Annotated in this window: 13 protein-coding genes and 1 tRNA gene; 5 read left to right on the top strand and 9 right to left on the bottom strand. The window is 59.3% G+C overall.

Going from position 1 to position 12,780, the window contains the following annotated elements:
* Nucleotides 1-16 precede the first annotated feature (16 nt).
* The 3 genes from ACRAUW_RS05985 to ACRAUW_RS05975 are packed head-to-tail and all read right to left on the bottom strand — an operon-like array spanning nt 17 to nt 2,563.
* Complete coding sequence (locus tag ACRAUW_RS05985; protein WP_431361557.1) at nt 17-535, bottom strand: hypothetical protein; 519 nt, start codon at nt 533-535, stop codon at nt 17-19.
* Complete coding sequence (locus tag ACRAUW_RS05980; RefSeq protein WP_431361556.1) at nt 516-1,106, bottom strand: TetR/AcrR family transcriptional regulator; 591 nt, start codon at nt 1,104-1,106, stop codon at nt 516-518. The genes ACRAUW_RS05985 and ACRAUW_RS05980 overlap by 20 nt, the downstream gene beginning before the upstream one ends.
* Before the next feature lie 11 nt (nt 1,107-1,117).
* Nucleotides 1,118-2,563, bottom strand: a complete 1,446-nt coding sequence (locus tag ACRAUW_RS05975) for a coniferyl aldehyde dehydrogenase (RefSeq protein ID WP_431361555.1) — start codon at nt 2,561-2,563, stop codon at nt 1,118-1,120.
* A 215-nt stretch (nt 2,564-2,778) separates the two neighbouring features.
* Here ACRAUW_RS05975 and ACRAUW_RS05970 point away from each other — a divergent pair, with 215 nt between their 5' ends.
* From ACRAUW_RS05970 to ACRAUW_RS05955, 4 genes are all read left to right on the top strand, one after another.
* Nucleotides 2,779-3,072, top strand: coding sequence for a hypothetical protein (locus ACRAUW_RS05970; RefSeq protein ID WP_431361554.1), 294 nt, complete (start codon nt 2,779-2,781; stop codon nt 3,070-3,072).
* Nucleotides 3,073-3,295: 223 nt separating this feature from the next.
* Nucleotides 3,296-4,264: a nucleoside hydrolase gene (locus tag ACRAUW_RS05965; RefSeq protein WP_431361553.1), complete on the top strand. Its 969-nt coding sequence runs from the start codon at nt 3,296-3,298 to the stop codon at nt 4,262-4,264.
* 106 nt (nt 4,265-4,370) lie between these two features.
* Entirely contained in the window at nt 4,371-4,700 is a 330-nt protein-coding gene (locus tag ACRAUW_RS05960; protein ID WP_431361552.1) for a DUF3634 family protein, read from the top strand.
* Entirely contained in the window at nt 4,685-4,954 is a 270-nt protein-coding gene (locus ACRAUW_RS05955; RefSeq protein ID WP_431361570.1) for a DUF805 domain-containing protein, read from the top strand. Before ACRAUW_RS05960 ends, ACRAUW_RS05955 begins: the two co-directional genes overlap by 16 nt.
* A gap of 82 nt (nt 4,955-5,036) precedes the next feature.
* Here the strand turns inward: ACRAUW_RS05955 and ACRAUW_RS05950 are convergent, their stop codons facing one another.
* The 6 genes from ACRAUW_RS05950 to ACRAUW_RS05925 all read right to left on the bottom strand — a co-directional run bounded on the left by ACRAUW_RS05950 (nt 5,037) and on the right by ACRAUW_RS05925 (nt 11,839).
* Entirely contained in the window at nt 5,037-6,140 is a 1,104-nt protein-coding gene (locus ACRAUW_RS05950; protein ID WP_431361551.1) for an ElyC/SanA/YdcF family protein, read from the bottom strand.
* A 306-nt stretch (nt 6,141-6,446) separates the two neighbouring features.
* Nucleotides 6,447-7,199 (bottom strand): DNA/RNA non-specific endonuclease, encoded by a 753-nt coding sequence (locus ACRAUW_RS05945; RefSeq protein WP_431361550.1) that lies wholly within the window; start codon nt 7,197-7,199, stop codon nt 6,447-6,449.
* A gap of 517 nt (nt 7,200-7,716) precedes the next feature.
* On the bottom strand, nt 7,717-9,030 hold the full coding sequence (gene aceA / locus ACRAUW_RS05940) for an isocitrate lyase (RefSeq protein WP_088869417.1): 1,314 nt from the start codon (nt 9,028-9,030) through the stop codon (nt 7,717-7,719).
* A gap of 73 nt (nt 9,031-9,103) precedes the next feature.
* Entirely contained in the window at nt 9,104-10,711 is a 1,608-nt protein-coding gene (gene aceB, locus ACRAUW_RS05935; protein ID WP_431361549.1) for a malate synthase A, read from the bottom strand.
* A 687-nt stretch (nt 10,712-11,398) separates the two neighbouring features.
* Nucleotides 11,399-11,539: a hypothetical protein gene (locus ACRAUW_RS05930; protein ID WP_005334106.1), complete on the bottom strand. Its 141-nt coding sequence runs from the start codon at nt 11,537-11,539 to the stop codon at nt 11,399-11,401.
* A 223-nt stretch (nt 11,540-11,762) separates the two neighbouring features.
* A tRNA-Pro gene (locus ACRAUW_RS05925) sits at nt 11,763-11,839 on the bottom strand.
* Between the two features lie 325 nt (nt 11,840-12,164).
* Here ACRAUW_RS05925 and tadA point away from each other — a divergent pair.
* Nucleotides 12,165-12,647 (top strand): tRNA adenosine(34) deaminase TadA, encoded by a 483-nt coding sequence (gene tadA, locus ACRAUW_RS05920; protein ID WP_431361569.1) that lies wholly within the window; start codon nt 12,165-12,167, stop codon nt 12,645-12,647.
* The last annotated feature ends 133 nt before the right edge of the window (nt 12,648-12,780 follow it).

Genomic DNA, 12,780 nt, shown 5'->3' with positions numbered 1-12,780 from the left:
CAAGGCTCCTTGCGCGTTAGCCGGTCACCAGACCCAGATAGATGTTGCAGGCCCGGCCGATCTTGTTGGTCGGGGCGGGATAGTGGCGCAGCAGCGGCCGCGCGATAAAGGCGGGCAGGATCAGGGACTGCAACTGCTCAAGCCCCCGCACCAGATGCATGGCAACGGTCAGATCCCCCTCCACCAGCAGCCGGTTTTCGCCAAATGCCTGATTGACCCCGAGCCGAAAGCTCAGGGCGCGAAAGGCGATATTGGGGTGTTTGAAGCGCACCCGCAGCGGATGGATGGTGGCATGAGGGGCGACTGGCGCGCCGGGATACCAGCGGCCACCCTGCTTGTGCATGTTCATGGCGTAGCCGATGCCGCCCACTTCGAGGCGAATAGCCAGCCCGTCCGGCAACGGCGCCAATTCGCGGCGTACTGCCTCGTCGGTGCGGGCGGCGCGACAGAGGGTGCGACCCACCACCCAGAGCAGTGTGATGATCCAGAGGCGGCGGCCCAGTGTGGCCAAAGATTCAACGGTCGGAGTTGTCATAGGGATTGGCTCCTGAGATGGCTGACCAGAAGAGGGCGAACGCACTGGCTTGCCAGTAGTCGTCCTGTCCCAGCTCCGGTTGATCGACAAACAGTGATGCGCAGGCGAGGAACTGGCCCTGACACACCTCCAGCAACAGTGGCGCGGGGGCCTGCATCAGCTCGCCGCTGGCCTGCCCCTTTGCCAGCAGGGCAGGCAGAAAGCGCAGGGCATCGTTCAGGATCTGGCTGCGGGCCGGTCTGGCCAGCAGCGGAGAGTGAAAAAAACCCAGCACAAATTTGAGCTCATTGGGGTGGGCCAGCATCCAGCTCATCGCCAGCTGCCAGTAGTGGCGGGTCTGGTCGTACAGCGGCAGGGTGGGGTCAGCTTCATGGATGGCGCTCCCCATCCGGGTCTTTACATCCTGATAGAGGGCGAGGATCAGCGCCTCCTTGCTCGGAAAGTGGTGGAACAGGGTGCCGTTGGCCACCCCGGCCGCCTTGGCAATGCGGGCGGTGGCGGCCCCCTGCAGGCCATCTTCGGCGCAGAGGGCGAGGGCGGCATCCAGAATTTGGCGGCGCTTGTCGGTCATTACGGGCTCCGTCAACGCAGGAAGAAAGCCATCATCAGCTTCTGGATCCAGCTGTGGTAGGGGGGATGGATCAGGGATCCGGTGGTGAACTTGCCGCGGGTCAGCACGGTTTTCGCCTTGGAGAAGGTGAGGAACCCCTCGTGGCCGTGATAGTGGCCCATGCCGGAGGCGCCGATGCCGCCGAACGGCACATCGTCGGCAGCTACCTGAAACAGGCTCTCGTTGATCGCCATGCCGCCGGAGTGGGTCTCCCGGGTCACCCGTGCCTGCAGCTCGGGATCAAAGCTCATCAGGTAGAGGGCCAGCGGGCGGGGACGTTCGGCTATGTAGGCGAGCGCCTCCTCCAGGGTGTCGTAGGGGATAAGTGGCAGCAGCGGCCCGAAGATCTCCTGCTGCATCACCTGGCAGTGGCTCGGCACCCCGGTCAGCAGATGGGGGGCCAACAGGCGTCCGCTGTCATCCCGCGCCGGAGCCACGCAGGGGTGAATCTGGGCCCCAGCCTGCTCGGCTTCATCGAGCCAGCTGACGAGGCGCTGATATTGGCGGTCGTTGATGATGGCGCCGTAGTCGGGGCTGGCGAGCCCGGCAGGGTAGAGCTTGGCAAAGTGGTTGCGATAGGCGGCGATAAAGTTATTCACCTCGCTGCGGGGCAGCAGCACATAGTCGGGGGCGACGCAGATCTGCCCGGCGTTGAGGCTCTTGCCGAAGATCATTCGCTCGACTGCGGTGGCGATTGGCATGTCGGGGGCGATGAGACAGGGGCTCTTGCCACCCAGCTCAAGGGTGAGGGGGGTGAGCTGGGGTGCGGCGGCGGCCATTACCAGCTTGCCCACCATGGTGGAGCCGGTAAAGAGCAGGTGATCGAACGACAGCGAGCTGAACGCCGCCGCCATCTGGGCATCCCCTTCGATGATGGCGATCTCGTTTTCGTCAAACACGCTGGTGAGCATGGTGCGCAGCACGGCATTGGTATGAGGGGTGAACTCGGAGAGTTTCAGCATCGCCCGGTTGCCCGCCGCGATGGCGGTGATGAGGGGGCCAAGGCTCAGCATCACCGGAAAGTTCCACGGCACGATAATGCCGACCACCCCGAGGGGCTGGAAGTGCACCTCCACTTTGGCGGGGGCCAGCAGCAGGCCGGTGTGGCGGCGGTGGGGCTGCATCCAGCGCTTGAGCCGCTTCTGGGTGTAGTTGATCTGCATGATGCAGGGGAGGATGTCTGCGATCTGGCTGTCGTAGTGGCTGCGCTGGCCGTAATCCTGCGCCAGCGCCGTGCAGAGTTGATCCTTGTGAGCCAGCAGCGCCCGCTTGAGCTTGGTCAGTTGGGTTCGCCGCTCGGTCAGCGTCGGCATGGGGTGTTCCCTGCTCGTTCGTTTGAGCCGCTCCAGTTGCTCGGGCAGGGCCAGCTTGATGGCGAGGATATCCTCCGGACTGTGCTGATGCGGTGCGACTCCCATGCTATTCTCCGTCTGAAAAACAACCGACTGATTGGTCGGTCTTAATCTAGAACTTTGTTGCTTAAATGTAAAGCTGGCACGCAGCTCCCTGCTCGCCACGAGCATGACGCAAGAGCGAACTGTGTGCCTTGCCACACTTTTGTGGTTTGCTCGTTGGTGGATTATCCAATAAGGGGTAGTTTTTTTTGGCTGTAAACCGACACGGAGAGAGCACTATGACCAGGGAACTGAACAGCTTGTTGGCCCGGCTTGAAGATGTGGTTGAGCGGATGCCGGATTGTTTCAACACCTACGAATTTGCCCAGAAACTTGCGCTGCAATATCAGCCGGAGTTCTTTGCCGCGGGCCACTCTCTGGCCGAGCACGAGAGCAAGGTACTGCGGGTGCTGCACCAGAAGATCGCCGAAGCGCTGGCGGGCAGCGAGATGGTGATTGAAGGGGCGCTGCTCCCCTGCGTCACCCCCTGGGGGGAGAAGGCGACCTCACCGCGCTGGCATCGCAAGCACTGAGGGGCGCAGTCAGGCAGATCACTGCCAGATAGCAGATAACGAACAACGATAAAGGGCGCGGCGCTGGCAACAGAGCCGCGCCGTTTCTTGTGCAGATTGTCGCCAGCCGCGCCCCCGCTGCCGGGAGCAAAGGCCCGGTCTGTGATCCCATGCCGGGATACGGGGCCGTCAGCCGAGTAGACTCTCCCTTTTGTCGCAGGGTTTGTCACCGTAGGAATTTCTCATGACCCATAAAATCATTCTGGATACCGACCCGGGTATCGACGATGCCATGGCCATCCTGTTTGCCGAGGCCCACCCCGCCATCGAGCTGCTCGCCATCACCACCGTCTTTGGTAACGCCACCATCGACAATGGCACCCGCAACGCCCTCTGGCTCAAGCAGAAGTACGGCATGAAGGCGGATGTGGCCAAAGGTGCTGCCGCCCCGCTGCTGCGCGAGCCGGTCGGCCCCACCACCATAGTCCACGGCCCGAGCGGCTTTGGCGACATGGAGGCGGGGGAGGTGACTATCGCTCCGGATCCTCGCCCCGCTTGGCAATATATTGTCGAGGCGGTGAAAGCCGCGCCGGGGGAGATCACCCTGGTCACTATCGGCCCGCTCACCAATCTGGCGCTGGCGCTACAACAGGCGCCCGAGATTGTCTCGCTGGTGAAGCTGGTGGTGGTGATGGGGGGCGCCTTTGGCGTCAACGGCCATCGCGGCAACGTCACCCCCTATGCCGAGGCCAATATCCACGACGATCCCGATGCTGCCGACCGGGTCTTTACCGCAGACTGGCCGGTGGTGATCATCGGGCTGGACGTGACCCAGCAGAGCTTCTTCAGCAGCGCCTATCTGGATGAGCTCAGGGACAAGGCGGGGGAGCCGGGCCGCTTCTTGTGGGATGTGAGCCGCTTCTACCTGCGCTTCTACTCCGAGAAGCTGGGGCTCTCCGGTTGCCACGTCCACGACCCGTCCGCCATCGCCTATGTCATTGACCCGACTCTCTTTACCCTGCGCGAAGGGCCGGTGCGGGTCATCACCAGCGGCCCGGCCATCGGCCACACCCTGCAAAAGTTCGATGGCAAGCGCCACTCCCACGATGACTGGGCAGCCTATCGTCCGCAGCAGGTCGGAGTGGCAGTGCGCGATGAAGCCTTGCTGGCGCTCTATCGCGATACCCTGGTGGGCTGGGGCAAGGATTGCTGAGCAAAGGGGCGCTATTGCGCTGACGCGGGGGCTGTGAGCGGCGCCAAACAATCGGAGCGCACGGCCGCTTATACTGCCTTATATCAAGAGCTTGGGAGGGATGAAGATGGCATGGATTTCCTTGATAGTGGCGATAGCCCTGATCTGGTGGTTGATGAAGCTGGGGCGTGGCGCCCTGTTCGAGATCCGTCTTGCACCCGGCAAGGTAGTGGTCAAGCAGGGCAAGGTGTCACCCGCCTTTATTGAGCATGCCAAGCAGATCCTGCGCCACGACACGGTGCGCGGTCGCATTGTGGGGCAGCGTGATGGCGTGAAGCTGATCTTCTCCCGCTCCATCCCCGAACCGGTGGCCCAGCGGTTTCGCAATATCTTCCCCTATGGCGATTACCGCCAGCCAACGGCGCCGCAGTCGGGGCCCAAATCCCGCAAGGGATAAGCACCGGAACGTGGTTCATCAATAGCAAACGGGTCAGTCGCCAGGAGCTGGCGCTGCTGCTGCCATCGCTGGCGGTGGCGGCCCGTCGCCTGCACGATACCGACCGCAGCGCTTGGTGGCTGCTGCTCGGGCTAATCCCAATTATCGGCACCCTGGTGCTTATCTACTTTATGGTTTGCAACGGTCAGCAGGGGCCAAACCGCTTCGGTGACGATCCCAAAGGGGCCCCCTCGCAGGGCTTTATCGTCAGCTAACGGGCGCGGCTTGGCCAATCATCGGCCAATCAAAAGAGAGGGAGGCATCACGCCTCCCTCTCTTTTTCGTGTTGATGGCCGATCAACGCTCGATCAGCGGGGCGGAGCGGTAGCTCCACATGCCGTAGGTGCGCAGGGCATCGCGGTAGATGCCGAGCAGCTCGCTCTCGCTCGGGGTGGCCAGCTCCTCGAGGGGCTTGTCGGGGTAGCTGACGCTCGCCACCTTGATGTTGGCCGGGCCAATCTGGTCGCAGGCGATTTCCAGCACAGTCTGGCCGCGGCGCACATGGCTGGCAGAGCTCACCAGCACCGCATAGTCAATCTGGTGGCGGGCGAGGGCATAGGCGCTGTAGAGGGCGTTGTCCACCGTGCTGGTGGCGTAGTTCTCTTCAATCAGGCGGCTGCGGTCGATGCCGTGGTTGGCCAGCCAGTCAGCCATCAGCGTGCCCTCGGTCTGGCGGTTCTGGGGCACGCCACCGGTCAGGATGATCAGCGCTTCCGGGTCGGCTTTGGCCAGCTCAAGAGTGGTTTGCAGGCGGCCCAGCAGGATCTTGTCCATGCTGCCGTCGGGATTGAGGGCGTAGCCCAGGGTGACGATGGCGCGCTTGCCCTCCTTGGTGGCTTTGACCTGATCCTCGGTCAGTTCGGTCTGCAACGGGGCGGCGGTGATCCGCTGCACCCGGGCGATGATCTCCTCCAGATCGGCGGCGCGGCCACTGTTGCGATCCGCCACTTTCGCCAGATAGCTGCGGGAAGCCTCCTTGTTACCCTTCACCAACTGCCAGATAGCGAGATAGCTGTTGATGTCGAGATCATCGGGGGCGACGGCCTGCGCCTGCTCCAGCAAGGTGATGGCGCGGCTCAGGTTGCCGTTGTAGATCTGGGCGTTGGCTGCCGAGATGAGCAGGTCGGTGCGGTATGGTTCAAGCTGGTAGGCGGCCAGCAGCCGCTCGGTCACCAGCTCCATATTGCTCGGCATCTTGGCAGTAAAACCGGCGTGGGAGATCTTGGCTGGCGACTTGTAGATCTGCAGCGCTTCGCCGAGCAGCATGTCCACCGCTTGGCGTTTGCTGACCAGGGTATTGAGGTCGTGCTCCATCTGCATCGAGCTCTCGGCTGCCTGCAGGGTGAGGGACGAGAGCGCCAGCAGGCCGCCTATGGTGAGGGCAAGAAGGGTCTGTTTCATCAAAAGGTCCTCTGTCTGGCTGAATCGCGTCCCTGTGCAGCGGTTTGTGGGCCGATGCGACGAGGCAAATGTGCGCCAATTCAGTCTGTTAGTGCCAAAGAGGGGGCAATATAGCAGCTAACGGAGTGGCAAACTGTGAGTCGGGGCGGGTCGTCGGGTTATGCCATACCAGTGGCTGCGAATGGCAGATTTCAGGAAAAGGCAGGGGGAACATAGTTCCCCCTGCTGTGAAGGGCTTAGCCCCTCTCTATTGTCGCGATGCTGGATAGATGGGATGTCAATCTAACCGTTTGTGAGTGCTCGCGGTCAGTTCCACATCTGGGAGACGCGGGCTTCCAGCGTCTCCTGCTGCTCTTCAGGCATATCGCTGAAGAAGTCGAGCTGGGTCTGCTCTTCAATCTCGCGTACCGAGACCCGGTAATTGGGGATCTGGCTGGTGGGAATATCTTCTTGCGGCATGATAAAGGCAATAGCCTGCAGTCTGCTCGGATCCATCACGATTCGGTAGTAGGCGCTCGGGATGGTCACACCCTGACCGATGGACTCTTCAGAGCCGGTAAATATGGGGCCAGTGATCACCTGCACATCCTTGCGAGCGATGGCCCACTGGCGGGTCTTCTCTTCCAGAATACGCCACGCCTTCTGGTTGAGGGCGGGTAACTGCGGGGTCATGTTGGTCAGCAGAAAGCTCTGCTTCATGGTGATGTCGCTAGCGGCCATGTCGGCGGCAGGTGCCTGATGGCCACGGTCATAGCCTGAGCCCCTGTAGTCAGAGAGGGTGGCACGATAGGCTGCCGGTACCTCCTTGTCTTCAGCGAAGGCATCCTTGCGCTTGACCTTGCCTTGTGCGCTTTGGGCAGTCATTCGGTATGAGACCCATTCGGAAATCTTGTGGTCATAGTTGTAGCCAGCCGCATAACCAACACGGCAGAGGTTTTGGTGTGAATCAGAAGGAGTGCCGAAACGGACATGATCGCCACAGGTAAAGCCTGCCGCAAAGAGCGGGGCAGAACCGAGAGTGAGGGTGACAGCCAGAACCAATTTATTGATTTTTATCATTTTTGTGATGCTCCAGTTTAGTAGGCGGAGCTATTAAACATGAGATCTGACCAGTGCTTCAATTGCTCTTTCTTTACACATCACTGTTCTGTGACGGCTCGCCAATAACTGTGACATGTCTTATTAATGTGTTTTAAATCAGGTGGTTGTCTGCTGATATAATGGAGGGTTGCATTGGCTGGATGCGATAGCGGTCTTTTGATAGCAACGCTTGTTACTCGCGAGAGAGTGCCAGTGCAGAGCATTCAGGGGGGCACATCAGCGGATGAGCGGCGCAGGTGTGAGGCGTAATCTCCTGATTATTGAGGTTGGCCTAGCCAAACTGGCTTTGGGCCAAATGGGCCGGTTGAATAAGGGGGATGTGATAGCCAGAGTAGAGAGCGAGAAACGGTTCAGAGCAACGGCAGGGAAAAGAAGTTAACAAAAATCCCCGGCAGTTGCCGGGGAGTGTTTTAGAGAGACAGGTTTCGGGCCGGGGTTTTGCTATCTCAGGGACTTTCTCAAAGAGTTCTGCCTATCAGTGGAACTGATCTTCTTCGGTGGAGCCGGTCAGCGCGGTCACCGAGGATTGGCCGCCCTGAATGACGGTGGTCACCTTGTCGAAGTAACCGGTACCGACCTCCTGCTGGTGGGCCACGAAGGTGTAGCCACGGCTGGCGGCGGCAAATTCCGGCTCCTGCACCATCTCGACGTAGTGCTTCATCCCTTCGCCACGGGCGTACTGGTAGGCCAGTTCGTACATGTGGAACCACATGTTGTGGATACCCGCGAGGGTGATGAACTGGTACTTGTAGCCCATGTCGGAGAGCGCCTGCTGGAAGCGGGCGATGGTGGCATCGTCCAGATTCTTCTTCCAGTTGAAGCTCGGGGAGCAGTTGTAGGCCAGGATGCGATCCGGGAACTTGGCCTTGATTGCTTCGGCAAATTTACGCGCTTCGTCCAGGTCCGGCTTGGCGGTTTCACACCACACCATGTCAGCGTAGGGGGCGTAAGCCAGACCGCGAGCGATGGCCTGATCGATACCGGCACGCACCTTGTAGAACCCTTCAGCAGTGCGCTCACCAGTCAGGAAGTCTGCATCGTACGGGTCAGCGTCGGTGGTCAACAGGTCAGCGGCGTTGGCGTCGGTACGGGCGATCACCAGCGTGGTGGTACCGCATACATCGGCTGCCAGACGGGCGGCAACCAGCTTCTGCACAGCTTCCTGAGTCGGTACCAGCACCTTGCCGCCCATATGGCCGCATTTTTTCACCGATGCCAGCTGATCTTCGAAGTGCACGCCGGCGGCACCCGCTTCAATCATCCCCTTCATCAGTTCGAAGGCGTTCAGCACGCCGCCGAAACCGGCTTCCGCATCCGCCACGATCGGTAGGAAGTAGTCGATAAAGCCCTCATCTTGCGGCCCAACCTTGTTGGCCCACTGGATCTGGTCGGCACGGGCGAAGGAGTTGTTGATGCGCTCCACTACGGACGGCACCGAGTTGGCCGGGTAGAGGGACTGATCCGGATACATGGTGGAGGACAAGTTGTTGTCCGCCGCCACCTGCCAGCCGGAGAGGTAGATCGCTTCGATCCCCGCCTTGGCCTGCTGCACCGCCTGACCGCCGGTCAGGGCGCCGAGGCAGTTGACGTAGCCTTTCTTGGCATCGCCGTGGATCAGACCCCACAGCTTGTCGGCACCACGTTGGGCCAGAGTGTGCACCGGCTGCAAGCTGCCGCGCAGGTTCACCACGTCTTCGGCGCTGTAGCCGCGCTTGATCCCTTTCCAGCGGGGGTTTTCCGCCCAGTCTTTCTCGATAGCCTGGATCTGTTGCTCACGGGTCAGTGCCATATCAGTTCCCTCTTTCATTGATTTCACGTTTCCATTGACTTGTTATTGGCGAGCCCCGCTGGGGGCCCGTGATTCAGAGCCGCTCGTAACCGGGCAGCGTCAGAAAATCGATCAGGGTGTCGGCGCAGGTGATCTCTTCCATCAGCTCGCCTGCCTCGGCAAAGCGTCCTGCCTGCCAGCGCGTGGTGCCCACCTCGGCTTTGACCACCTCCAGCTCCTCGGCCAGCATCTGGCGGAACAGCTCCTTGGTCACCACCTTGCCGTTGGCGAGGCTCTTGCCGTGGCGGATCCACTGCCAGATGGAGGTGCGGGAGATCTCGGCGGTGGCGGCATCTTCCATCAGACCGTAGATGGGCACACAGCCGTTGCCGTTGATCCAGGCTTCCAGATATTGCAGGGCAACCCGGATATTGGTGCGCATCCCTGCCTCGGTGCGCTCGCCCTCACAGGGGGCCAGCAGGTCGGCGGCGGTGATGGGGGCATCCTGCTCGCGCAACACACCGATCTGGTTCTTGGCGCCAGCCGCAATGGTGGCGTTGAACACTGCCATCGCGGTATCGGCGAGGCCGGGGTGGGCGACCCAGGTACCATCGTGGCCGTTGTTGGCTTCGCGCTCCTTGTCGGCTTTGACCTTGGCAAACACCTGCTCGTTGACAGCGGCATCCTTGGCCGGAATAAAGGCCGCCATGCCACCCATCGCCAGCGCCCCGCGCTTGTGACAGGTCTTGATCAGCAGCCGCGAGTAGGCACTCAGGAACGGCTTGTCCATGGTCACCACCTGGCGATCAGGCAGTACCCGATCCGGGTGGTTCTTCAAGGTCTTGATGTAGCTGAAAATGTAGTCCCAGCGGCCGCAGTTCAGCGCAACGATGTGATCCTTCATCTGATAGAGCAGCTCATCCATCTCGAATACGGCTGGCAGGGTTTCAATCAGCACGGTGGCCTTGATGGTGCCACGGGGCAGACCGAACTTGTCCTCGGTCCAGGCGAACACCTCGCTCCACCAGCGCCCTTCCAGATGGCTCTGCAACTTGGGCACGTAGAAGTAGGGGCCGGAGCCTTTGGCCAGCAGCGCCTGATAGTTGTGCAGGAAGTAGAGAGCAAAATCGAACAGGCCGCCGGGGATGGGCTCGTCATCGAAAGTGACATGTTTTTCCGGCAGATGCAGACCACGCACCCGGCAGATAAGAACGGCCGGATTGGGGTTCAGGGTATAGGCCTTTCCTTCCGGACTGGTGTAAGAAATGGTCTCGTTGACCGCATCGCGCAGGTTGATTTGGCCCTCGATCACCTTATTCCAGGCGGGGGCCAGTGAATCCTCGAAATCCGCCATGAACACCTTGACGTTGGCGTTGAGGGCGTTGATCACCATTTTGCGCTCGACCGGGCCGGTGATCTCCACACGGCGGTCTTGCAGGTCGGCGGGAATGCCGCGAATGGTCCAGTCACCTTCACGGATGTGGGCGGTTTCCGGCAGGAAGTCCGGTAGCTCGCCGCCATCGATACGGGCCTGGCGTGCCACACGTTGTTTCAGCAATTCCCCTCTTTGGGGAGCAAAACGTTCCACCAGTTCGGAGACCAGCGCCACCGCGTCCGGCGTCAGAATTTGCGCGTATTCGGGCAGCATCTCGCCCTGGATGCGAAGGCGAGCGCTGCAGTGGGTCTGAGCCGGTGCCGACATAAGGTTCACTCCTTTGAGAATTACATTTTGAACTTACTAACTACGACTAAAGTCGAATCCCTGTTCCTGAAACGTTCCCGCAACAACGGGGTAACACAATGATAAGGTGCGAAATATTGTTGAGTACGTCAACAGGTTTTTTTAAATGCCTGTTTTTTCAATATGGTTAAGTTGATGTTTTTTATTGTTTTATTTGGTTGGTATAAAAACTCTACGCAGATGGTTATGCTCCTGCTTTTTCCCATCGGACAACGGCTAATTTGGGCCGTTACCCTGCCCTTCGCCTTGTAACTTATTACGTAATAAAATTACAAATGCAAAAACAAATCCCGACCTAACTCCAGGCCTTGCCAAAACAGCCGTATAAAGTGTGTTTGAATGAGGCAATGAATGTTTTGCTATTGCTAGATATGACTGGTGAACGTGCGTTTTAAATTTGGCGTGGTGATGTGGGCTCTGTTGACACCAGCGGTTGTAGCGATAGAAAGTGAAGCGCAATAACGTAGGTTTGTATCAGTTGTCGGGGGGAATACCGAGGAGGAAAGTGGGAGATGCATTAGTCAATAATACTGCCATCCTTGATAGAATTAGCAGTTTGTCGTTTTTTGCAGAGTTCTCGCCAAGGGTGTGAAACGGAGTGCGTTGAACAGGCGATGTGCCGGTGATTGAGCAGCCATCTGGCCGTGCTCAATAGTCATCATCCGGTTCGGCAAGATCGATCACATCCAGCTGGATGACCTGTTCATTTTCGCTTTCGGTGTGGCAAGGGGTGTCGTGAGGAACGGAATAAAGCGTAATCGCGGGTGCGAAATCGGTGTTCTGGTTCATGCCTGGTCCTGTGTTGCACGCAAGCCGGACAGTGATCCCTTCACTCGTGTTTCCACCTCCCTGTGTTGTCTGCCGGCGGAAAGTTGCGCATCTTAATGAGTTTGGCAAAAAGATTCAAGTGATGCTGTGTGTTTTTTGTGCTTGATAGGCTGGCGTTGTCAGGAGGATAAATCGGAAGCAAAAAAATAGCCCAGTCGTTTGACTGGGCTATTTTCGGGGAAAATGGTCGGTGTGAGAGGATTCGAACCTCCGACCCTCTACACCCCATGCAGATGCGCTACCTGGCTGCGCTACACACCGACGGAGTCAGACTCGGCTGACGGGAAGGAAGTCTAATAGCATGACCAAACGGGTGCAACTTCTTTTTTATCATAGAGATGCCGATTGCTTCTTTATTGTCCAGTCTGGATGCGGCTTGGGCGGATGAGGGAGTTTTGGCATAATCGCCGCCCTGTCAGCGCAAGCTCACATGCCTGCTATCTATGGAATTATCTGACGGGTGTGGGTCGCGGGAATGCAAACGGCACAATTCAACAATATGAAAGAGGGGATGGGTGTGAAACCATCAGAGGTCCCAGAAACACTGGGTCAGGCTCCGAGTCAGACCGCGCAGGACGAACAGTGGATGCGCCATGCGATGGCATTGGCCGCCCGGGCCGAAGGAATTGGGGAGATCCCGGTCGGTGCCGTACTGGTGCTGGGAGACGAGATCGTGGGAGAGGGGTGGAACCGCTCTATCAGCGAGCACGATGCCTGTGCCCATGCCGAAGTGATGGCGATCCGCGCGGCAGGAAAGCAGTTGGCGAATTACCGGCTGCTCGACACAACCCTCTATGTGACGCTGGAGCCCTGCTGCATGTGTGCCGGTGCGCTTATTCATAGCAGGGTCAAACGGGTGGTCTTTGGCGCCCGGGATCTCAAAACGGGTGCGGCGGGGTCGGTGTTCGAGATCTTGCAGGATCCGCGTCACAACCACAGGGTTGAGCTGATCGCTGGCGTACTGGCTGAGGCCTGTTCGACCCAACTTTCTGATTTCTTCAAACGGCGCCGCGCCGAAAAAAAAGCGGCCAAACTGGCGCGGCAACAATCGGGTGAGCCTTCCGCCTGAACCAAACAGCGGCGGGATGCACTAACCTGCCGCTTGCCATTTATATAACCAATTGGAAAACAATCAGTTATTAAGCCTGCATTACCAATATCACCTTGTATTCCGTGCCCCTGTTTATCCTGCTTATTTTAGG

Source organism: Aeromonas sp., from assembly GCF_050633025.1.
Classification (GTDB): domain Bacteria; phylum Pseudomonadota; class Gammaproteobacteria; order Enterobacterales; family Aeromonadaceae; genus Aeromonas.
Note: the sequence above shows the minus strand (reverse complement) of the source record. Positions and strands in the feature narration are given on the sequence as shown.